This window comes from Nonomuraea sp. NPDC059023, from assembly GCF_042740095.1.
Lineage (GTDB): Bacteria > Actinomycetota > Actinomycetes > Streptosporangiales > Streptosporangiaceae > Nonomuraea.
Map to the genome: position 1 here is coordinate 49,242 of NZ_JBHYIO010000031.1, position 21,019 is coordinate 70,260.

The 21,019-nt window shown below is 72.0% G+C and carries 16 protein-coding genes; 9 read left to right on the plus strand and 7 right to left on the minus strand.

The window, feature by feature from the left end:
- Positions 1-10: 10 nt before the first annotated feature.
- Genes ACFWYW_RS40520 through ACFWYW_RS40530 form a run of 3 tightly spaced genes read left to right on the plus strand, consistent with a single transcriptional unit; the run spans position 11 to position 4,335 of the window.
- Positions 11-1,546 carry a class I adenylate-forming enzyme family protein gene (locus tag ACFWYW_RS40520; RefSeq protein ID WP_379620625.1) on the plus strand — a complete coding sequence of 512 codons (1,536 nt, stop codon included), beginning with the start codon at positions 11-13 and terminating at the stop codon, positions 1,544-1,546.
- Positions 1,533-3,599, plus strand: coding sequence for an acetate--CoA ligase family protein (locus tag ACFWYW_RS40525; RefSeq protein ID WP_379620623.1), 2,067 nt, complete (start codon positions 1,533-1,535; stop codon positions 3,597-3,599). The genes ACFWYW_RS40520 and ACFWYW_RS40525 overlap by 14 nt, the downstream gene beginning before the upstream one ends.
- Positions 3,586-4,335, plus strand: coding sequence for a glucose 1-dehydrogenase (locus tag ACFWYW_RS40530; RefSeq protein ID WP_379620621.1), 750 nt, complete (start codon positions 3,586-3,588; stop codon positions 4,333-4,335). The genes ACFWYW_RS40525 and ACFWYW_RS40530 overlap by 14 nt, the downstream gene beginning before the upstream one ends.
- Before the next feature lie 7 nt (positions 4,336-4,342).
- Here ACFWYW_RS40530 and ACFWYW_RS40535 read toward each other — a convergent pair whose 3' ends face one another.
- Together ACFWYW_RS40535 and ACFWYW_RS40540 are read right to left on the minus strand one after the other, a co-directional pair.
- Complete coding sequence (locus tag ACFWYW_RS40535; protein WP_379620619.1) at positions 4,343-5,020, minus strand: GntR family transcriptional regulator; 678 nt, start codon at positions 5,018-5,020, stop codon at positions 4,343-4,345.
- Positions 5,021-5,187: 167 nt separating this feature from the next.
- Positions 5,188-5,814: a PaaI family thioesterase gene (locus ACFWYW_RS40540; protein WP_379620617.1), complete on the minus strand. Its 627-nt coding sequence runs from the start codon at positions 5,812-5,814 to the stop codon at positions 5,188-5,190.
- Positions 5,815-6,079: 265 nt separating this feature from the next.
- On the opposite strand from ACFWYW_RS40540, the gene ACFWYW_RS40545 reads away from it, so the two are divergent.
- Positions 6,080-7,723, plus strand: a complete 1,644-nt coding sequence (locus ACFWYW_RS40545) for a CHAP domain-containing protein (RefSeq protein WP_379620615.1) — start codon at positions 6,080-6,082, stop codon at positions 7,721-7,723.
- Here ACFWYW_RS40545 and ACFWYW_RS40550 read toward each other — a convergent pair.
- From ACFWYW_RS40550 to ACFWYW_RS40560, 3 genes are read right to left on the minus strand one after another with little or no spacing between them, the layout of a single operon-like run.
- Complete coding sequence (locus tag ACFWYW_RS40550) at positions 7,713-8,540, minus strand: TIGR03619 family F420-dependent LLM class oxidoreductase (RefSeq protein WP_379620613.1); 828 nt, start codon at positions 8,538-8,540, stop codon at positions 7,713-7,715. The genes ACFWYW_RS40545 and ACFWYW_RS40550 overlap by 11 nt on opposite strands.
- Positions 8,537-9,472: an acyl-CoA dehydrogenase family protein gene (locus ACFWYW_RS40555; protein WP_379620611.1), complete on the minus strand. Its 936-nt coding sequence runs from the start codon at positions 9,470-9,472 to the stop codon at positions 8,537-8,539. The genes ACFWYW_RS40550 and ACFWYW_RS40555 overlap by 4 nt, the downstream gene beginning before the upstream one ends.
- Entirely contained in the window at positions 9,469-10,566 is a 1,098-nt protein-coding gene (locus ACFWYW_RS40560; protein ID WP_379620609.1) for an acyl-CoA dehydrogenase family protein, read from the minus strand. Before ACFWYW_RS40560 ends, ACFWYW_RS40555 begins: the two co-directional genes overlap by 4 nt.
- 74 nt (positions 10,567-10,640) lie before the next feature.
- Here ACFWYW_RS40560 and ACFWYW_RS40565 point away from each other — a divergent pair, with 74 nt between their 5' ends.
- On the plus strand, positions 10,641-11,396 hold the full coding sequence (locus ACFWYW_RS40565; protein WP_379620607.1) for an SDR family oxidoreductase: 756 nt from the start codon (positions 10,641-10,643) through the stop codon (positions 11,394-11,396).
- A gap of 9 nt (positions 11,397-11,405) precedes the next feature.
- The gene (locus ACFWYW_RS40570; protein ID WP_379641241.1) at positions 11,406-12,767 is read left to right on the plus strand and encodes an FAD-binding oxidoreductase; all 1,362 of its coding nucleotides are present in this window, start codon (positions 11,406-11,408) and stop codon (positions 12,765-12,767) included.
- Here the strand turns inward: ACFWYW_RS40570 and ACFWYW_RS40575 are convergent.
- Positions 12,764-13,852: an alcohol dehydrogenase catalytic domain-containing protein gene (locus tag ACFWYW_RS40575; protein WP_379620603.1), complete on the minus strand. Its 1,089-nt coding sequence runs from the start codon at positions 13,850-13,852 to the stop codon at positions 12,764-12,766. The two genes, ACFWYW_RS40570 and ACFWYW_RS40575, sit on opposite strands and share 4 nt — an antisense overlap.
- Positions 13,853-13,955: 103 nt before the next feature.
- On the opposite strand from ACFWYW_RS40575, the gene ACFWYW_RS40580 reads away from it, so the two are divergent.
- The 3 genes from ACFWYW_RS40580 (at position 13,956) to ACFWYW_RS40590 (ending at position 19,573) form a co-directional block, all read left to right on the plus strand.
- Entirely contained in the window at positions 13,956-15,206 is a 1,251-nt protein-coding gene (locus tag ACFWYW_RS40580; protein ID WP_379620601.1) for an ABC transporter substrate-binding protein, read from the plus strand.
- Positions 15,203-18,199, plus strand: a complete 2,997-nt coding sequence (locus tag ACFWYW_RS40585; RefSeq protein ID WP_379620599.1) for an ATP-binding cassette domain-containing protein — start codon at positions 15,203-15,205, stop codon at positions 18,197-18,199. Before ACFWYW_RS40580 ends, ACFWYW_RS40585 begins: the two co-directional genes overlap by 4 nt.
- A gap of 633 nt (positions 18,200-18,832) precedes the next feature.
- Positions 18,833-19,573, plus strand: a complete 741-nt coding sequence (locus tag ACFWYW_RS40590; protein ID WP_379620597.1) for an ABC transporter ATP-binding protein — start codon at positions 18,833-18,835, stop codon at positions 19,571-19,573.
- Positions 19,574-20,474: 901 nt separating this feature from the next.
- Here the strand turns inward: ACFWYW_RS40590 and ACFWYW_RS40595 are convergent.
- Entirely contained in the window at positions 20,475-21,011 is a 537-nt protein-coding gene (locus ACFWYW_RS40595) for a TetR/AcrR family transcriptional regulator (protein WP_379620595.1), read from the minus strand.
- Positions 21,012-21,019: the final 8 nt, after the last annotated feature.

The window sequence follows — 21,019 nt, forward strand, 5'->3', positions numbered from 1 at the left end:
GGCCACCCCCATGGCGCGATCACCCTACGGAAACTACGGCCACGCGATCCTGACCGCCGGCGCGCTGCGCACCCCCGACCGGGTCGCGCTCACCTACTGCGGCGAGCAGAGCTTCACCTACGACCAGCTCAACCGGATCGTCAACCGCCGCGCCCACGCCCTGCTCGCCGCCGGCATCGGGCCGGGCCGGCGGGTCGCGGCGCTGCTCAACGAGACGCTCCAGGTGGCCGAGGTCTACCTCGCCCAGGCCAAGATCGGCGCGATCACCGCGGCGCTCAACCCCTACTGGCCCGTCGAGACCCTCCGGGCCGTCGTGGAGCGCTCCGGCTGCACCGCCTTCGTCTACGACTCCACCGTCGAGGAGGTCGTCGAGCGGATCCGCCCCGACCTGCCCGCCGTCACCACCTGGATCAGCGCGGCCGACCTTCAGCACGAGGACGAGAGCGAGCCCCCGCTCGGCGGCCACCACGACGACCCGCTCGCGCTCTACTACACCTCGGGCACCACCGGCCTGCCCAAGGCGGTCGTCCACACGCACGCCTCGTCGCTGGCCACCGCCCAGATCTGGCTCGACGTCCCGCGCGCCGACGACTCCGTCTTCGGCACCGGCGCGATCATCTGGGGCATCGGCTTCCCCGCGATCGTCGGCCCGGCCCTGTACGCCGGGATGCGCCTCGTCCTCGAACAGGACTGGGGCCCGGCCAACTTCCTCGAGGTCGTGCCCCGCGAGAAGGTCACCCACGTCTCCCAGATCCCCTCCTTCTACGCGGCGCTGCTCGGCGGCGACGACCACACCGGGGTCGACCTGACCTCCCTGCGCGTGATCATGCTGGGCGGCGAGCCGCTGACCGCGCCCATGCTCCAGAAGATCAAGGAACGCCTTCCGGAGGCCGGGGTCTACTCCTACTACGGCCAGACCGAGGCCCCGTACACCTGCATGGGCCGCGTCGACGACGGCTCCACCCCGCTCGGCGCCTCCGGCCGGGCCCGCACCGGCAACGCCGTACGGATCACCGGGCCCTCCGGCGAGCGGCTCGTCGGGCGGACCGGCGAGATCAACCTGGCCGGACCGCACCGCATGGCGGGCTACGACGGCGAGCCCGGTCAGACGGCCGACGTGCTGCGCGGCGACTGGTACGTGGGCGGCGACCTCGGCTCCCTCTCCCCCGAGGGCGTGCTGCGGGTGCTCGGGCGGCGCGAGGACGCGATCCTGAAATCGGGCCAGTGGACCCAGCCATCCACGGTCGAGGAGGCGGCCGCCGCGCTCGACGGGGTGGCGGAGGCCGGGGCGGTCGGCGTTCCGGAAGGGGCCTCCGAGCAGCGCGTCCTGCTGGCGGTCGTGCCACGGGCCGGGCATTCGCTGGAGCCGGCGAAGCTCGCGCTCGCCCTGGCCGACACGCTCGCGCCGCACCAGCGGCCGGACACGATCGTGGTCGCCGACGCGCTGCCGCACTTCCAGGACGCCTCCGGCGGGCCCGGCAAGCTGCTGCGCCGCGAGATCCGCGAGACCTACGGACACCTGGCGGAGCACGGTGACCCAGCCTGACCCCACACCGCCCGAGCCCGCGCTGTCTGAGCCCGCTTATACCGAGCCTGAGGCCAAGACTCTGCTGGCGGCGGCCGGGATCGCGGTACCGCGGGGCGTCGTGGTGCGCGACGGCGACTTCTCCGCCGCCGCCGGCCTGACGGCGCCCCTGGTCCTGAAGGGCGTCGGCCCGCTCCACAAGTCCGACGTCGGCGCAGTCCGCCTCGGCCTCACCCACGCCGACCTGCCCGCCGAGGCGACCGCCATGGCCGCGCGGGCCGGCCTCGACGCCTACCTCGTCGAGGAACAGGCCGCGCCCGGCATCGAGCTGATCGCCGGCCTCGTCCACGATCCCGGGTTCGGCCCGGTCCTGCTGACCGGCCTGGGCGGCGTCTTCACCGAGGCACTCCGCGACACCGCCCTGCGCCTGTGCCCAATCACGGAGACCGACGCGCGCCGCATGCTGGCCTCCCTGCGTGGATCGCCCCTCCTGTACGGCTACCGCGGCACGGACCCGGTGGACGTGGACGCGGTGGTCAAGATCCTGCTGGCGCTGGGCGGAGCAGGCGGCCTCTGGGAACGACTGAACCTGGGCGAGTTCGAGCTCAACCCGGTCATCGCCACAGCCGGCGGCGCCGTCGCCGTGGACGCCCGCTACATCCCCGGCCGTCACGAGGCCGCCCGAAGCCGCCCCGTACCCGACCTTCTCCCGCTGTTCGAGCCCAGAGCGGTCGCCGTGGTCGGCGCCTCCACCACCCGGCCGAACTTCGGGAACATGTTCCTGGAGTTCTACAAGGCCGCCGGGACACCCGTCGTGGCCGTCCACCCGACGGCCGAGGAGATCGCCGGGGTGCCCGCCGTGCCGTCGCTGGACGCCGCCGACGTCGACTACGCCCTCGTGGCCGTGCCCGCCGCACGATGCCCCGACGTGGTACGGCAGGCGGGGCGCGTGCCGTACGTGCAGGTGATGAGCGGCGGCTTCGGCGAGAGCGGCGAGCACGACCTGGAGGCGGAGCTGGTGTCGGCGGTCCGCGCGGCGGGAACGCGGCTGCTCGGCCCCAACTGCATGGGGGTCTACTGTCCCCGGGGCCGCCAGACGTTCGTGGGCGGCGGGCTGGGCGAACCCGGCGGCATCGCGCTGGTCTCGCAGAGCGGCGGGCTGGCCGGAGAGGTGATCAAGGTCGGCGAGCGGCGGGGACTGCGGTTCAGCCGCGTGGCCACGGTGGGCAACGCGGCCGACGTGACCCCCGCCGAGCTTCTTCGCTGGCTGTCGGCCGATCCGGAGACCACGGCCGTGGGCCTGTACCTGGAGGATCCTCGTGACGGGCGGGCCCTCTTCGAGGCGGTGGCCGGTTGCCGGAAGCCCCTGGTCATGCTGGTGGGCGGGCGCAGTGCCCAGGGACGGCGGGCCGCCGCCTCCCACACCGGCGGGCTGGTCGGCGACGGGCGCATCTGGCAGGCCCTCGCCGACCAGACCGGCACCACGCTCGTCGCCAGCCAGGACGACCTGATCGGCGTGCTGTCCTACTTCCAGTCGCATGCGCGCCGCCTGCCGTTCGGTGAGCCGGGCGGGGTGCTGGTGGTGGGGCCAAGCGGCGGGGCGAGCGTGCTGGCGGCGGACGTGCTGGACCGGGCGGGGCTGCGGCTGGATCCGCTGGGCGAGGACGCCACGGGCGAACTGCGCGGGCTCGGGGTCGGGGTCGGCAGTTCGCTGGCCAATCCGCTGGAGATTCCGGTGGGGCCGCGTGGGCGGGCCGAGCTGGTGCGCGAGGTGGTGGGGGCGATCGTGCGGCGGCAGCCGTACCCGGACGTGGTCGCGCACGTGAACGCGCAGAGCTTTTTCACCTACGGCACGCGGGCGGAGCCCTTGCTGGATTACGCGCGGGCTTTGGCGGCGGCGCAGGAGGACGTGCGGGCGCGGGTGACTTTGGTGGTGCGGAATGCGGAATGCGCGCCCGGCGGGGTCGAAGAAGAGGTCAGGCGGATCGTCGCCGTGTCGGGGATTCCGGTTTATCGGTCGATGGAGGCGGCGGCCGTGGCCGTCGCGGCTGGAGGGCGTCATGGGACTGCTTGACGGGAAAGTGGCGCTGATCACCGGCGGCGCCCGGGGAATGGGCGCCTCTCATGTGCGCCTGTTTCTCGAAGAGGGCGCGCGGGTGGTGTTCGGGGACGTGCTCGACGACGAGGGAAAGGCGCTCGCGGAGGAGACCGGGGCGGTTTACGTCCGGCACGACGTGACCCGGCCGGAGGAATGGGCGCGGGCCGCCGACGCCGCCGTGGAGGCCTACGGGAAGCTGGACGTGCTGGTCAACAATGCGGGGATTCTCAAGTTCCGGCGGATCGCGGACATGGCGCCGGAGGAGTTCGACCGGGTGGTCGACGTCAATCTCAAAGGAACCTGGCTGGGAATCAAAGCCGTCATCGAGCCGATGAGAGCCGCGGGGCGGGGGGCGATCGTCAACATCTCCTCGATCGAGGGCTTTATCGGGGCGGCCGGGCTTTCCGCCTACGCGGCCTCGAAATTCGCCATCCGCGGAGTGACGAAATCGGCGGCCAGGGAGCTCGCGCCGTACAAGATTCGCGTCAACTCCGTCCATCCGGGGGCGATCAACACGCCCATGACGCTGGACCCGGACATGATGAACGAGGTGGACGCCGATTCCTTCGTGAAATCCATGGTCATCAAGCGTTTCGCCAAGCCCGTGGAAGTGTCGCACCTGGTGGCTTTCCTGGCCTCGGACAAGGCGTCGTACTGCACGGGCAGCGAGTTCACCGTCGACGGCGGGCTCACCACCGGCGCGGGCTACTGAATCGCGGTCAGGTACGGCGGCGCCGCGTCCGGGTGGCGGCCACCGGATCGACCGCGGTCCAGGTGGCGGCCAGCTCGACTGAACGGGCGCGGCCCGCGTGGATGTGCCGCAGCACCTGATCGGCGGCGTTGTCGGGATCATGGGCCGCGATGGCCTGGTAAAGCTCGTGATGCTCGGCGCACTGCTGTTCCGGGTCATAGTGCGTGAGCCGGAACAACCACCGCAGCCGGGCCTCCAGCGGGCGCATCATGTCGGCCAGGAGCGCGTTGCCCGACAGCGCCACCACCGCGGTGTGGAACGCGGCATTGGCCAGCGCGATCGCCCGCGCGTCCCCGCGCCGGGTGGCCTCATCCGCCTGATCCAGTACGGCCCGCAGCGCCGCCAGCCCGTTCCCGTCGGCCCGCTGAGCCGCGAGCCGCGCCGCCAGCACCTCCAGGCTCTCCCGCACGTCGAAGAAGTCCGCCACGTCCTGTGGGGTGAACGGGCTGACCAGCACCCCCTGCCGCGGCACCAGCACCACCAGCCGCTCCGCCTCCAGCCGCCCGAGCGCCTCCCGCACCGGCACCCTGGAAACCTCCAGCTCGGCGGCCAGGTCCCGCTCGATGAGGCGCTGCCCGGGGTGCAGGTCACCCTCGATGATGCGCTCCTTGAGCGTGGCGTAGACGGTCTCCCGGGCCGTGGACATGCCCTCAACCCTACGGTCTCCCCCCGCCCCACCAACGCCGCAAAGACCAGCACCCAAGACCCCCAACCGCCAACACCCCAAGCCCTCCGCAGGGCGACAAACCCGGCGGGCCTACCGAGGGGTGACAGCCCAGGGGGTCGGCAGGCCGGGGGCCTGGAGGGTGGGGGTCAGGGGCGGGGGGTTGGGCGGGTGGTCCAGGCTGTGGGGGTGATGAAGAGGCCGGTGGCCTCGACCAGCGGGGTGCCGTCCGGGGTGGTGATCCGGCCTTCCGACCAGGACTTGCGGCCCTCGGCTCGGACGTGTTCCGCGCTGGCCAGCAGGGGCGCGCCGTACGGGACCGGCTTGAGGTAGCGGACGGTCAGGGAGGCCGTCATCCCGGCCGCGCCCGCCGCGGCGGCGGCCTGGCCGAGCAGGTGGTCGAGGATCATCGCGCTGATCCCGCCGTGCACGGATCCGGGCGGGCCCTCGTGCATGGGCCGGAAGGACAGCCGCGCGTGTACGGCGGTGCCGTCGTGTTCGACGACCAGGGGCAGGGCGTGCGGGTTGGCCCCGCCGGTGACGGCGTTGCCCAGGTGGCGCAGGCTGCCGTCGGGCCCGATCTCGAACGGCTGCGGCGTGTCGCGGGTGGCGGCGCGCAGGCGGGCGGTGGCCTCGGCGAGCATCGCGGTGACGGCGGCGAGTTCGGGTTCCTGGACGTCGGTGAGAGCGGTGGCGTCCATGAGGTCGCGGACCTGCGCGGACAGCTCGCAGAGCGCCTGGAGCCGGGGTTCGACGGTGGCCGCCTCGATCGTCATGACCAGCAGCATACCGAACTATGTTCGGGAGATTTTTCCCCCTTTCCCGGCGATTTCGTGAAATTTCTGGCAGGCTCTTGACCTGCGGTTTTGATACCGCGCTGCACTTGGCGGTTTCTTGGCTCATGCTTGACCTGGCCTTTTGGCGAGGTAGCCTCACTCCTCACGGAAGACAACAGCCCCCCACTGTCGTCACTAGCGTCCCGGGTTGCTCCCTCGTACCCGGGCTGCCCGGAAGGTCCGCAGCACGTACATGACCCCAGAGATGAAGAAGTTCATCGACCTGCTGGAGAAGGAACTCGGGTACTCCGAGAAGGCCGATGCGTACACCAAGTTCGGCGACTGGTACGGCAAGAACATCGAGTTCGACGCCGACTACAGCTCGGCACCTTGGTGTGACATGTACCTCTCCTGGGCGGCGGCCAAGCTGGGCTACGAGGACTGGGTAGGGCAGTTCGCCTGGACCGTGGCGCACGCCGAGTGGTTCCAGGAGCAGGACGCCTGGGGTAAGACGCCCAAACCGGGCGCGTTCGTCTTCTACGACTGGCGCGGCGGCAACGACGTCGACGGCATCGACCACGTGGGCATCGTGACCCGGGTCGAGGGCAACACCATCCACACGATCGAGGGCAACATCGACGGCGGTGTCGCCAAGCGCAAGGAACGCGACACCAGCAAGGTCGTCGGCTACGGCTATCCGGAGAAGATCAAGGCCCGCCTCGACAAGGAGGCCGCCCGCAAGCGGGACGAGCAGGAAATCAAGGCCTCGACCGGCCACCCGGCCGACGGCGACGGCCTGCCGGACCAGGGACTGACCGCGCTGATCCCCCAGACGGCCCCAGAACAGGCGCACAGCCCCCTGTCCGCCCCTTCACCCCAGAAGACCGCAGAAAGCCCCGCAGCGCCCAAATCCGGCGCGAACCGGCCCACTGAGGAGCGGCCCGAGGCCGCCAAACCCGGCGTAGCCAGCACGGCCCCGGAAGCCGGCAAGGCCGTCAAGAAGGGCAAGCACGCCAAGCCCGCCACCGCCGACACGAACGCCGCCACCACCGCACCGCTGCCCGTGATCGTGGACACCAAGCCCGCCGACACGACCACCGCCCTGGGCACGCCCGCGTTCATCGGCTCGGCCCTGATCGCCGCCCTCGCGGTGCTCGCCGTCGCCAAAACCCGCCAGCTCCGTGTACGGCCCGCCGCCGCCACCCCGGCCAAGCCCGCCCCCAAGCGCGGCAGGCGCCGCCGTCCCCGCCGCGGCCAGATCGCCCTGCAGACCACCTCCGAGGTCTCGCTGGCGGCCGAAGCGACCCCGCTCGCCGAAAAGCCGCTGGACCTGACGTTCGCCGGCCTGGAGACCGCCCCCGCCAAGCTGGAACTCCCCCTGCGGACCGGTGCGGTGCTGGACCGGCCGATCGACACGATCAGCGCCCAGATGGCGGCCACGGCCAACGCCCTGGACACACAGCCGCCGACCGTGGACACGAACCAGCCCGCCGTGGACACGTCGCATTACGTGTTCTCCGAGGACACCGGCGCCCTCCCCCGCATCTTCGACGAGCCCGCCGCCGACCTCGACCTCGACCGGCTCACCGCCAAGGCCCTGGAGAACCTCGACGCCGCCACCGCCCGCGCCGTCGAGCCGTTCGACCCGTTCACCCCGCGCACGTCCGCGCCGAAGAAGACGGGCTCCTACCACGGCAGACGCCGTCGCCCCGAGCTCCCCACCGAGCTCGACACGGCCTTCGCCCAGAACGCCCAGTACGCCCCGGCCCGCGGACGACGCCACCGCGCCTCCGCCCACGCGACGTTCGTGGGCGACATCCTGGACACCCCGGAGGCGTTCACCCAGGAGGCCCCGCTCCGCGGCCGCCGTCACCGCCGCGCGGAAGCATCCCGCCGCGTCAGCGTGTGACGCCGTAGGCGGCGGCGAAGGACGTCAGCCCGCTCACGGCGTCGCGCGTACGCGACCACGGCCGCACGATCAGCCGGTCCACACCCAGGGCGGCCCAGGCGGGCACCTCCTCGGGCGAGGCCAGCCCGTAGGCGTGCACGGTGACGGAGAAGTCCCGGTCAGCGGGCGGCCGGAGCGCCTTGAGCTGGGGCCGTACCGTCTCCAGGGTGTGCGGCATGCTGATCCACCCGTCCCCGAGCATGCGCGCCCGCCGCAGCGCCGCCGCCGACTCGCCGCCGCACAACACCGGCAGCCGCGCCTGCACGGGCTTGGGCTCGAATGCCACCTCGGGAAGGTCGTAGAAGCGCCCGGAGTGGCGCACGACCGGTTCGCTCCACAGCCGCCGCGCCACCGTGAGGGCCTCGTCCAGCCGGGCCCCGCGCGCCGCGAACGGTACCCCTGCCGCCTCCCACTCCCCCCGATACCACCCGGCGCCCACCCCGCAGATGGCCCGACCGCCCGACACCACGTCGAGCGTGGCGAAGGCACGCGCCGAGACCAGGGGGTGCCGCAGCGCGAACAGGTGCACCGCCGTACCCAGCCGCACGTGCCGCGTGCAGGCGGCCAGGAAGCACAGATAGGCGGGCGCGTCGAACAACGGCGTCGCCGGCTTGATCCCGGGGTTCGCACCGCCCGGATAGGTGGCCGTGGACAGGTCGGTGGTGAAGACGAGGTGCTCGGGCAGCCACACCGACTCGAACCCGAGCTCGTCGGCGGCCACCGCCACGTCCTTCCAGGCGGCGGGGTGGATGAGGCCGAGCGGCACGCCGTACTTCACGGGAACCTCGCCGCCCCGGGCAGTTCGGCGCGCACGATCGCGCGGTGCTCGGCCGCGCCGCCGTACGCGGCCGACAGCGACCAGGCCCGCGCGAGCCAGAACCGCAGGTCCAGCTCGTAGGTGTAGCCGATGGCGCCGTGGACCTGCAACGCGGTGCGCGCGGCGAGCGCCGCGGCCTCACCGGCCGCCGCCTTGGCCGCGCTGACGTCCCGGACGGCGCTGGGCCGCTCCAGGGTGAGCGCCGCCCGGCTCACCAGCGGCGCCGCGAACTCGATCGCGATCGCCACGTCGGCCAGCATGTGCTTGACCGCCTGGAAGGCGCCGATCGGGCCGCCGAACTGGGTGCGGGCGCGGGCGTAGCCGACCGAGGTGTCCAGCAGGTGGCGGGCCACGCCGATGAGCTGGGCGGCGGTCGCGACGGTCGCCCTGGGCAGGGCGGCGGCCCACGAGCCGGGCAGTTCCTCCGAGCCGGTCAGGCTCACCTCGAACATCCTGCGGCAGGGGTCGGCGCCCGGGGCCGGCGCCAGCCGTACCCGATCACGGGTGGCCACGCGCGGGCCGGCCACGACGAGGTCGGCGAGGTCGGCGTCGGGCGCGAGTCCGTCGCGGGCGGCGCTCACCGTGAGCGCGCCGAGCTTGGTCAGCTCGGAACGACCCTCCAGCAGGTACGGCGCCGCCACGGCGGTCTCCACCACCGGGCCGGGCAGGCACGCGCGCCCGGTTTCCTCCAGCGCCGGGACCAGGTCGATGAGCTCCAGCCCGAGCCCGCCGGCCGCGTCGGGCACCAGCGCGGTGAAGAAGCCGGTGGCGGCCAGCTCGGCCCAGCCTGGCGCTCGTTCAGTGCGCAGGGCGTGGGGCGGGCAGTGGGTGCGCAGGACGTCCCTGACCGTGGCGGCCAGGGCGAGCTGGTCGTCGGTGAAGGCGAAGTTCATCGGGGCAGCCCCAGGACTCGTTCGGCGATGATGGAGCGCTGGATCTCGTTGGTGCCGGCGTAGATGGGCCCGGCCAGGGCGAACAGGAAGCCGTCGTGCCAGGAGGTGGCCGCGGCGCGCTCGCCGAGCAGTTCCGTGGCGAGCGTGTGCATGCGCAGGTCGAGCTCCGACCAGAAGACCTTGCCCATGCTGGTGGCCGAGCCGATCTCCGCGCCCCCGGACAGGCGGCGGGCGGTGGCGAAGGTGTGCAGGCGGTAGGCCTCGGCGTCGATCCAGCAGCGTGCGGCCCGGTCGGCGAGGACGGGGTCGGGCGCGGCCAGCCGCAGGAGGCGGTCGGCGGTGGCCAGGAAGCGGCCGGGGCTGCGCAGGGCGAGGCCGCGTTCGGAGGACGTGGTGGCCATGGCGATGCGCCAGCCCTCGCCGGGCTCGCCGAGGACCATGTCGTCGGGCACGAACACGCCGTCGAAGTGGAGTTCGGCGAAGCCGTGCTCGCCGTCGAGCTGGGCGATGGGGCGGACCTCGACCTCGTCGAGCGGGAAGAGGAAGTAGGTGAGGCCGCGGTGGCGTTCGCCGGAGGTGCGGAAGAGGCCGAAGCCGTGGGAGGCGTAGGCGGCGCGGGAGCTCCAGGTCTTGTGGCCGTAGAGGCGCCAGCCGCCGTCGGCGCGTTCGGCCCGGGAGGTCAGGGCGGCCAGGTCGCTGCCCGCCTCGGGTTCCGACCAGGCCTGGGCCCAGACGTGTTCGGCGGTGGCCATGCCGGGCAGCCAGCGGGTGCGCTGCGCCGGCGTGCCGAAGCGCATCAGGGTGGGGGCGAGGAGGAAGATTCCGTTCTGGGTGACGCGGCCCGGGGCGCCGGCGGCCCAGTACTCCTCCTCGAAGATCAGCCATTCGATCAGTGAGGCGGCGCGCCCGCCGTACTCGATGGGCCAGGAGACGACCGACAGCCGTGCGGCGGCCAGCTCCGCCTCCCACGCGCGGTGGGCGGCGAAGCCGTCGCGGGTGTCCATGGACGGAAGCGCGGCGGGCACGTGATCGGCCAGCCAGCCGCGTATCTCGGTGCGGAAGTCCTGCTCGGCCCGGGTGAAGTCGAGGTCCACGCCACCCAACCTAGCGCACGCTTGGTTTCCCGGCCAGGCAGGACAGGGAGCCAAGCGCTTGTTACGATCCGGCCATGCTGCTCGACGGCAAGATCGCGATCATCACCGGCGCCGGTCCGGGCCTGGGCGCCACGCTCGCCGGACTGATGAGGGAGGAGGGCGCCGAGGTCGTCGCGGCGGCCAGGACCGGGCGGCCGGTCCCCGGCGCGATCGCGGTGGCCGCCGACGTCACCGTGCCCGCCGACATGCGCGGGCTGGCGGCCAGGACGCTGGCCCGGTTCGGGCGCATCGACGTGCTGGTGAACGCGGCCTTCCCGGGCACGCATCGCCGCAATGTCCTCGACATGTCCCCAGATGACCTTAGATCGTGGCGTGAAGCCGTAGATATCGGGACTTATGGGACTTTAGTGGCTTGTCGCTACATCGCTCCGCACATGGTGGCCCAGGGGTCGGGTTCGATCGTCAACGTCACCTCGATGTCCTCGCGCAAGGGCTACGCCGGCCGTTCCGACTTCGCCGTGGGCAAGGCGGGCGCCCATCTCTTATCCCACTGCCTGGCCGACGAGCTCGGGCCCTCCGGGGTGCGGGTCAACTGCGTGGCGCCGGGCTGGATCGCCAGTGACGTGCTGGACGACTGGATGCGCACCAGAGCCGAATCCGAGGGTGTGACCTTCGACGAGATCCGCGAGCGGGACCTGCGGGCCATGGCCCTGCGCCGCATCGCGACGGAGGAGGACGTGGCGCGGGCCGTCATCTTCCTCGCCTCCGACCAGGCCGGCGCCATCACCGGCGCCACGGTCGACGTGAACTCCGGGCAGTTGTTCACGTAACGTGCGGACGTGCCGTTCTTCGATGCGCTTTCCGCCGTCCTGCCTTCCGGCCGGATCGTCCGCGACCCCGACGTCATCGCCGCCTCCTCCCGCGACCAGGCCGCCTGGGCGCCGCAGGGGCGCGCGGCCGCGCTCGTGCGACCCCAGGACCCCGAGCAGGTACGCGCGGTGGTGGCCGTCTGCGCCGATCACCGGGTCCCGGTGGTGACCCGAGGCGCCGGCACCGGCCTGTCCGGCGGCGCCAACGCCGTCGACGGCTGCGTGATCCTGGCCATGGAGGGCATGGACCGCATCCTGGAGATCGACTCCGCCGAGCAGATCGCGGTCGTACAGCCCGGCGTGGTCAACGACCGGCTGCGCGCGGAGGTGGCCGGGCACGGCCTGTGGTACCCGCCGGACCCGGCCAGCTCCCCGTGGTCCACGATCGGCGGCAACGCCGCGACCAACGCGGGCGGCGTCTGCTGCGTCAAGTACGGCGTGACCCGCGACTACGTGCTCGGCCTCCAGGTCGTCACCGGGACCGGCGAGCTGGTCAGGCTCGGCCGCAGGACCAGAAAGGGCGTGGCCGGCTACGACCTGACGGCGTTGTTCGTGGGCTCCGAGGGCACGCTCGGCGTCATCACCGAGATCACCGTCAGGCTGCTGCGCCTGCCCGCGGGCGCGCCCACGACCGTCGTGGGCGCGTTCGACTCGCTGGTCACCGCGGGCCGGGCCGTCGCCGCCGTGGCCGCGAGCGGCGTCACGCCCGCCGCGCTGGAGCTGGTGGACCGCTACTGCCTGCGCGCGGTGGACGACTGGAAGAACATGGGACTGGCCGACCTCGGCGACGTCCTGCTGCTGGGCCGGATCGACAGCGGGAACGAGCGTGAGGCCGCCGAGCTGCAACGCTGCTTCGACACGGCCGGCGCGGGCTGGAGCACCCGCTCCACCGACGCGGAGGAGGCCGAGGCGCTGTTCGCCGCGCGCCGGCTCGCCTACCCCGCGCTGGAACGGCTCGGCCCGGTGCTCACCGAGGACGTCTGCGTCCCCCGCGGGCTGGTGCCCGAGATGCTGGCCAGGATCGAGGGCCACGCGAAGACCAACGACGTGCACATCGCCAACATCGCCCATGCCGGGGACGGCAACCTGCACCCGCTGATCGTGGTGCCCGCCGGCGACGACGCCGCGCGGGCCCGCGCGCAGCAGGCGTTCGAGTCGATCCTCGACGACGCGATCGCGCTGGGCGGCACGGTCACCGGCGAACACGGCGTAGGACTGCTGAAGATGCGCGGCATGCACGCCGAACTCGGTCCCGAGGTGCTGGCGCTGCACCGCTCCGTCAAGGCGGCGCTCGACCCGGCGGGCATCTTCAACCCGGGCAAAGTGCTCTAGAAGGTGATCACGGTACGGGCCACGGCGCCCTGCCGGGTGTGCTCGACGGCCTCGTTGATCCGATCCAGCGGAAGCCGTTCGCTGATCAGGCCGGACAGGTCGAGGCGGCCCTGCTGAGCGAGGGCGGCGAGCATGGGCAGGTCGCGGTGGGGCGCGCTGTCGCCGCCCTGGGTGCCCATGAGGCGGCGGGAGGCGAACAGCAGGCCGGGCTCGATCTGCGCGGGCTGCCCCTGGGGCGGGCTGCCGACCATCACGGTGGTCCCGCCGGGCGCGGTGGCGGCGAAGGCCGAGGCCAGGACGCCGGGGACGCCGGTGACGTCGAAGGCGTGGTCCACACCGCCCCGGACGATCTCGGCGACCTGCGCGGGCAGGTCCGCGGGGATCAGGGTGTGGGTGGCGCCGAAGCGCTCGGCCAGCTTGAGCTTCTGCTCGGCCACGTCGGCGGCGATGATCGTGGTGGCTCCGGCGAGGACGGCGCCCTGGATGACGTTGAGGCCGACGCCGCCGCAGCCGACGACCAGGACGGTGGCGCCGTGCCGTACCCGGGCGACGTTGAGCACGGCGCCGACGCCGGTGATGACGCCGCACGCGAGCAGGCACATCGCGTCGAAGGGGGCGCCTTTCGCGATCTTCACGCAGGCGGGCTCGCGCACGACCGCGTACTCGGCGAAGGAGCCGATGCCGATGAAGCGGCGGGTCTCCGCGCCGTCGAGGCGCACGCGGGGCGGGCCGCCCATGATCGTGGCGAGGCGGTCCGGGCCCGAGCACAGGTGGAAGCGGCCGGCGCCGCAGGCCGGGCATCCGCCGCAGGGGCCGCTCATCGAGACGACCACGTGGTCGCCGGGCTTCACCGCGCTCACGCCCGCGCCCACGCTCTCGACGATTCCGGCGCTCTCGTGGCCGAGGATGAACGGCAGGCGCGAGACGACCGGGCTCTTCCCGTCGATGGCCTTGAGGTCGGAGCCGCAGACGCCGGAGGCCTTGACCTGGACGCGTACCTCACCTGGTCCGGGGTCGGAGACGTCGACCTCGCGGATCTCCATGGGCTTGCCGTACTCGGTCAGGACGGCCGCTCGCATCAGCATGCGCAGACCGTATCAAGCAATTGCTTGGTTGAACATTGACGTGCAGGAAACCGCTGCTTACGCTGTCCGAAACCAAGCGAGCGCTAGGCCAAATGGAGCGGTGATGGCCATGTTGCGGCGGGAACTCGGGATCATGGTGGCCGTGCTGGTGGCGCTCGCGGGGTGCGCCGCCCAGCAGAAGGCCCCCGGTGCGGCGGGCGGCGCCGTACCCGGAGTGACGGACACGACGATCAGAATCGGCGGCGTACTGACCAAGACCAGCGCCAGCGGCTACTCCACCAAGGACGCCGAGATCGGCGCGAAGGCACGCTTCGAGCGCGCCAACGCGGCGGGCGGGGTCCACGGCCGGAAGATCGAGTTCGTCGGCGCCGAGGACGACGGCCAGGACGCGGCCAAGGGCGACGCCGCGGCCAAGAAGCTCGTCCAGAAGGACCAGGTCTTCGCCGTGCTGCCGGTGCACGCGCCCAACTTCGGCGGCGCCGCCTTCCTCGAACAACAGGGCGTCCCCTGGTACGGCTGGGCCACCGGCCCCCAGTGGTGCGGCACCAAGACCGGCTTCGGCTACAGCGGCTGCCTGGCCCCCAAGACGGGCGCGGGCTCCCAGACCTGGTGGGGACGGCAGATGGCCGACCTGCTCGGCGGCGCCGACGGCAAGAGCGTCTACGTGCAGACCTCCGACTCCAGCGGCAGCAAGTACGGCGGCAAGACCATCTCCCAGTCCTTCGAGGCGGCCGGGTTCACGCTCGTCGGCCTCAACTCGGCACTGCCCGCCGCCGCGCCGCCACCCGACTGGCTGCCGTACGTCAACAAGATCATGACCTCGGACGGCGGCCGGCCGCCCGACATCGTGGTCTCGATCATCGCCGGGACCAAGTTCAACGTCGGGCTCTACACGGCGCTGAAGAAGGCCGGCTACAAGGGCACGCTCAGCGACGCCACCAGCTACGACGTGGCCATCCTCAAGGACCCGGCCACCGCGCAGGCGATGGAGGGCGTGATCGCCGCGCCCATGTTCGAGCCCTTCGAGTCGACCGCGCCGGAGATCGCCCAGTTGCGGCAGGACGTGGAGAAGGTCGCCCCCGGCACCCCGCTCACCCAGCACCTGGCCATCGGATACTGGTCGGCCGACATCTTCCTCGACATGGCCGGCAAAGCCGGCAAGGACCTCACCCGGCAGAAGGTGCTCGACGTGGGCAACGGCTCCTACAGCTACGAGAACGCGGGCTTCGGCAGGGTCCAGTACCCCAAGGACCATGCCGAGCCGAACGGCTGCGGCGCGCTGGTCAAGCTTGAGAGCGGCGCGTTCCAGGTGGCCAAGAACATGAAGTGCTTCGACAACGTGCCGCTCAAATGATCCTGGGCTACATTCTCAGCGGGCTGGTCACGGGCGCGATCTTCGCGGTGATGGGCTCGGGCCTGACCCTGTCCTACGCGGCCACCGGGGTCTTCAACTTCGCGCACGGGGCGGTCGGCTTTCTGACCGCTCTGGTGTACTACGAGCTCAATGTGGCGTTGGGGCTGCCGACGTGGGTGTGTGCGGTGGTGGCCGTTGGCTTTTTCGCCCCCTTACTCGGATATTTCCTGCACCGGGTGATGTTTCGGGGTTTGGCGCAGGCGGGGGAAACCGCGCAGATTGTCGGCACGATCGGGCTGACGATCGCGCTGCCCGCCGCAGGGCTGCTCCTCGTCGACCTCCTCGAACTCCCCAGCGCGGACGCCACCTCCCTCCCCCGCGGCCTCGGCCCCTTCCCCGCCACCTCCTTCACCGTGCTCGGCGTGCCGCTCGACTCCGGGCAGCTCATCACGTTCGCCTTCGCCGCCGTCGCCGCGCTCGGGCTGTGGGCGTTCATGCGGCACACGCCGTACGGCCTGCGGATGCGCGCCAGCGTCGACCGGCGGCGCCTGGCCACCCTGCGCGGCATCGACGCCGACGCCACCTCCGGCCTGGCCTGGATGCTCGGCTCCGGCCTGGCCGGGCTGGCCGGAGTCCTGGCCGTCTCGATCATCGGGCTGGACGCGACCGCGTACACCGTGCTGCTGTTCGCCTCGGCGACCGCCGCGGTCTTCGGGCGGCTGCGCTCGATTCCGTGGACGTTCGCGGCCGGGCTCGGGCTGGGCGTCGTGCAGAACCTGGTCGCCGGATACACCGACTTCCTGTCGGAGATCACCGGCCTGCGTACGGCGGTGCCGGTCCTGCTGCTGTTCGCCGGCCTAATCCTGCTGAACCGATCCCGCGAACGCGTCGCCGGCAGCGCGGCCGAGGACGCGCCGCCGCCCGACTACCTCGCGGGCATCCCCGCCTGGCGGCGCCGGCTGCCGTGGGCTGTTTCGCTGGCCGTACTGATCGTCTTCACCTTCACCGCCCAGGAGTACTACGTCGGCATCGCCGCCCACGGGCTCGTTCTGGCACTGATCTTCTGCTCCTTCGTCGTGGTGACCGGGATCGGTGGCATGGTCAACCTGGCCCAGGCCGCCTTCGCCTCGATGGCCGCGCTGACCTGCGGCTGGGCGTTCGCCTCCGGCCTGCCGTTCGCGGTGGCGATCGTGCTCGGCGTCCTGGCGGCGACGGCCGTGGGCATGCTGGTGGCGCTGCCCGCCCTGCGCCTGGGCGGCCGCATCCTGACCTTGGCCACGCTCGCCCTGGCCCTGCTGGCCGACCAGGTGCTCTTCCAGGTGGACGCGTTCAGCAACGGCACCATCGGCTGGCAACTGCCCGCCCTCGGCTTCGGCTTCGCCGACACCTCCGATCCCCGCGTACGCGTCGTCGTCCTCCTGCTCCTCATCGGCCTGGTCGCCCTGCTGGTGCGCAACCTCGAACGCTCCGCCTCCGGCCGCGCCATCCTCGCCGTCCGCTCCGCCCCGGCCGCCGCCACCACCTCGGGCATCTCCGGCCCCCGAACCAAGATCATGCTCTTCGCCCTGGCCTCGGGGATCGCCGGGCTGGGCGGAGTGCTGTTCGCCGTCTCCAAGGGCTCCATCACCGCCACCGACCTGCCGGCGTTCGCCGGGTTCGTATGGCTGGCCGTGGTGGTCCTCCAGGGCGTCCGGCGGATCGGCGGTGCCGTACTGGGTGGCCTGATCGCCGCCGCCTTCCCCGAAATCCTCTCAGCCTGGCACATCTCCGCGCACGTGGGCGCGATCCTGTTCGGAGCAGGCGGCGTAATCCTCGCAAAACACCCCGACGGCGTCCTCACCCAACTAGCCCAACAACGCCACCACCACCGCCGCCAACGCCACTCCACCGCTGCCACACCCGCCTCACCTCTCTCCTACCCCCTGACCACCCCCGAACCCACCACGCCACCCACCACGCCCACACCCACCGCGCCCGCACCCGGCCCGACCACACCCACCCCTGCCCCACCTCTCCCCCACGCCGCGCCCACATCCGGCATCACATCCGCCACCACGTCCGAACCCATCGCGCCCGCACCAACACCCTCACCCGCACCGGCGGCGCCGGCAGCAGCGGGGGCAGCGGCAGCGGCGAAGCCCGGCACGGGCACGCACGGGACGACCACAGGCACCTCACACACGTCGGCGCGTACCACGGCCGGAGCGGAAGCACCCACTGCCAGGCCCGGACCCGCTACGGCCGGGGCTGTGGCGGTGCCGAGGCCGCGGAGTGCGGGTGGGCCGGTGGGTGGGGCCGGGGAACTGGACGCCACGCCGTTGTTCCGGCTGGACAACGTGGTGGCCGGGTATGCCGACACGACCGTGCTGCGCGGCGTGGACCTGGAGGTGCACGAGGGCGAGGTCGTCGCCCTGCTGGGCGCGAACGGGGCCGGCAAGTCCACCGCCTGCGCCGTGGCAGCCGGAGACCTGCCCGTCAGCACGGGCCGGATACTGCTCAACGGCATAGACGTCACCCGATGGCCCGCGCACCGGCGGGTCGGCGAGGGCATCCTGCTGGCGCCGGAGGGCCGCGGCGTCTTCCCCGGCCTCACCGTTGACGAGAACCTGCGCACCTGGCTCCCCGATCCGGAGGCGGTTTACGACCGGATGCCGCAGCTCGCGGCCCGCCGTACCCTGGCCGCAGGAGCCCTCTCCGGCGGCGAACAGCAACTGCTCACACTCGCGCCCGCCCTCATCAAACCCCCCGCGGTACTGATCGCCGACGAACCCTCGCTCGGCCTGGCGCCACTGATCGTGCAGCAGGTCTTCGAGATCTTCGCCGAACTCAGCGAACGCGGCGTGGCACTGCTTCTGGTCGAGGAGAAGGCGACAGAGGTACTGGCGGTCGCCGACAGGGTCGCGTTCATGAGCCTGGGCCGCATCACCTGGACCGGCCCCCGCTCCGAGGTAGACCCAACCCACCTCACCGCCACCTACCTGGGAGCCCCCTAATGCCCAACCACCCCACCACCAACCACCCGCCTCCGTCCCGACACCCCTCCCGACACCTCGCCTCGGCACCTCCGTCCGACACCCCCCTCCCGACACCTCGTCTCAGCACCTCCGTCCCGGCACCTCTGCCCCGCATCGCCTCCCGGCACCTCTGCCCCGCATCGCCTCCCGGCGCTTCTGGCCCGCACCCCTCCCGGCACCTCCTTTCGGCACCTCCGTCCCGGCATCTCCGTGCGGCGCCTCCGTCCCGATACCTACAGCCTGCCGACCAGCACCCCACCAGCCCACAGAGCACCCCGGCGGCCTCACTGCCTGCCCGCGCGGCACCTCACCCGGCCCCACACCTTCCGGGCAGCGTCCCAGCAGCCCTCACACTTGTCGGGGCGTACCTGCCAGATCATGGTTGGGCGTACCTGCCAGGCCTTTCCGGGCGTACCTGCAAGGCGGTGTCCACGATGCGCATGAGGGCTGATTTGTCAGTCGCCACCGCTGGGCCCGGTTCTCAGCGGCACCGCGATCGCTCACTGTCGATTGCCCGGGGGTGTTGATGCCCACAACCACTGACCTGCCGCTCACCACCACGGCCGGAGCGCACCGCGATCTGTTCGCCGGCGTCTGCTCGGGGGTGTTGTGATGCTTGCGATCGAGGACGTGTCGGTTGCCTTTGGCGGGGTGCGGGCGTTGTCGGAGGTGACGTTCGAGGTGCCGGAGGGGCAGATCTGTGGCGTCATCGGGCCGAATGGGGCGGGGAAGACGACGTTGTTCGATGTCGTGTGCGGTTTGCGCAGGCCGTTGAGCGGGCGGGTGGGGGTGGATGGCGCTGATGTGACCGCGCTGTCGCCGCTTCGGCGGGCAAGGGCGGGGTTGCGCCGTACTTTTCAGCGTACGCAGGTGTTCGGGCGGCTCACCGTCGCGGGCAATGTGCTGGCTGCGCTTGATTGGCGTGGGGGTGGTGGTGGGCTGCCTGCCGATCTGGTCGGGTGGCCGACTCGGCGGCGGTTGGAACGTGAGCGGGCTCGGCGGGTGGCGGAGGTTCTGGAGTTGTGCGGGCTTACTGAGCTTCGGGATGCCTACGCCGCGGCCCTCCCCGTTGGGCAGCGGCGGCTGGTCGAGCTGGCGCGGGCGATCGCCGACCGTCCGCGCCTGCTGCTGCTCGACGAGCCCACCTCGGGCCTCGACCACGACCAGACGGTACGGCTCCGCCAGGTCGTCGCCGCGCTGGACACCACGGTCCTGCTGGTGGAGCACGACATGGGCTTCGTCATGGGCACCTGTGACCGGCTGGTCGTCCTCGACCTGGGCAAGGTCATCGCCCGCGGCACACCGACGGAGATCCGGGAGAACCCGGTGGTCCGAGCGGCCTACCTGGGCTGACCTGGTTCGGATGGTCTGCCTGGGCTGGTCCAGCACGGCTTACCTGGGCTGACCTGGTCTGGGTCGCTTGCCTGGGCTGGCCTGGTCCAGCACAGCCTACCTGGGCTGACCTGGTCTGGGTCGCTTGCCTGGGCTGGCCTGGTCCACCGCCGGGCCAGCCCGGGCATGGCCGGGATGCGAGGGTGGTTCGCCGCCGGGCCAGGTCCGGGCCTTGCCGGGGTGCGAGGGTTGTTCAGGCCGGGCGGTGGCGGTACTCGTCAGGGTCGGCGTCGCGGGGGGTGTGACCGTCGATGGGAGGCTCGGGGGTTCCCTGAGGTGTTGCGTTCTCGGGGGTTGAGGCTAGGGGTGCTCGTGCGGCGGACACGGGCGAAGGCGTGGGGCTTGCTGTGGCCTGGGGTGCTGGCTTGGCTTGCGTCGTGACCTGGGAGGCGGCCGTCCGTGGGGTGGTGGGTGCGGGCCTGGCGGTGGCCGGGGAGGCGAGCGTGGCGGTGAGGACTACGACTCCGGCGAGTGCCCCGGCGATGACGCTGAGGTGGTGGAGGCGGGCGTGCATGTGGCGGCTCCAAGGGGTGCTGCGGGTTGGAGGGCCTAGCATCGCTCAGCCGGGGTGGGCTCTGGGGGGCAGAACGGGGTTCTGGGGATAACGGCGGCGCTCGGGCGAGACCCTGTGGATAAGCGCCGGTCCATGGCGCGGCCGGGTCCCGGCGCAGAGGGGCAGTGGCCCAGGGCATTCGGGCTCAGGGTGTCAGCTGCCCAGGGAGGGTGGGTGGAGCTCTGGGCGTCGGCGGCCCGGGTGTCCGCAATCAGGGTGCCGGTGGTTCGGGGTAGCGGTGGTTCGGGGGTGTCAGGGGGCCGGAGTGTCGGTGGTTTGGGAAAGGTTTGGGCCCAGCGGGTCAAGTGCTCAGGGGGTTTGGGGGGTGGGGGGTTGGGCGAGGTGGAGGAGTTCGGTGCGGACGAGGTTCTCCGGCAGGTCCATCGTGTGGACGACGCCCCACTGCAACGCCCCCAGCACAGCCCATCCACGGATCCGGTCCCGTTCTGAGGGGTTGGGGCCGACCAGGCGTTCGTGGATGGCGTCGCGGAAGGTGCGGATGGCCTCGCCGGGGGTGCCGGGTGGGGCGGAGTCGGCGGTGCCGAAGTCTTCCATGAGGAGCCGGATCACCGCCCTATTGCGCACCACGCAGTCCACCAGCGCGGGGACGAAGTCGTCGCGGGTGCCGAGCAGGGCGAAGACGTCGTCGGCGGCGGGCGCGAGGAGTTCGGCGGCCAGCCGGTCCTTCGGGTGGAAGTGGTAGGCGACCGCGGTTTTGGTGAGGCCCACTTCGGCGGCGATGTCGGCCAGTGACGTGGCCGCGTAGCCGCGTTCGGCGAACAGGCGCTGGGCGGCGGCGAGGATGCGGCTGCGGGTGTCGTTCCCGGGGTCGATTGTGGTCATCATCTCATTTC

Bases quoted from the DNA above. Each gene is read 5' to 3' on its own strand.
- ACFWYW_RS40540 (WP_379620617.1), bottom strand. From the start codon at position 5,814: ATGACGATCGAGGCGGCCACCGTCGAACCCCGGCTCCAGGCGCTCTGC.
- ACFWYW_RS40545 (WP_379620615.1), top strand. From the start codon at position 6,080: ATGAAGAAGTTCATCGACCTGCTGGAGAAGGAACTCGGGTACTCCGAG.
- ACFWYW_RS40555 (WP_379620611.1), bottom strand. From the start codon at position 9,472: ATGAACTTCGCCTTCACCGACGACCAGCTCGCCCTGGCCGCCACGGTC.
- ACFWYW_RS40530 (WP_379620621.1), top strand. From the start codon at position 3,586: ATGGGACTGCTTGACGGGAAAGTGGCGCTGATCACCGGCGGCGCCCGG.
- ACFWYW_RS40535 (WP_379620619.1), bottom strand. From the start codon at position 5,020: ATGTCCACGGCCCGGGAGACCGTCTACGCCACGCTCAAGGAGCGCATC.
- ACFWYW_RS40575 (WP_379620603.1), bottom strand. From the start codon at position 13,852: ATGCTGATGCGAGCGGCCGTCCTGACCGAGTACGGCAAGCCCATGGAG.
- ACFWYW_RS40580 (WP_379620601.1), top strand. From the start codon at position 13,956: ATGGCCATGTTGCGGCGGGAACTCGGGATCATGGTGGCCGTGCTGGTG.
- ACFWYW_RS40595 (WP_379620595.1), bottom strand. From the start codon at position 21,011: ATGATGACCACAATCGACCCCGGGAACGACACCCGCAGCCGCATCCTC.
- ACFWYW_RS40520 (WP_379620625.1), top strand. From the start codon at position 11: ATGGCGCGATCACCCTACGGAAACTACGGCCACGCGATCCTGACCGCC.
- ACFWYW_RS40585 (WP_379620599.1), top strand. From the start codon at position 15,203: ATGATCCTGGGCTACATTCTCAGCGGGCTGGTCACGGGCGCGATCTTC.
- ACFWYW_RS40590 (WP_379620597.1), top strand. From the start codon at position 18,833: ATGCTTGCGATCGAGGACGTGTCGGTTGCCTTTGGCGGGGTGCGGGCG.
- ACFWYW_RS40565 (WP_379620607.1), top strand. From the start codon at position 10,641: ATGCTGCTCGACGGCAAGATCGCGATCATCACCGGCGCCGGTCCGGGC.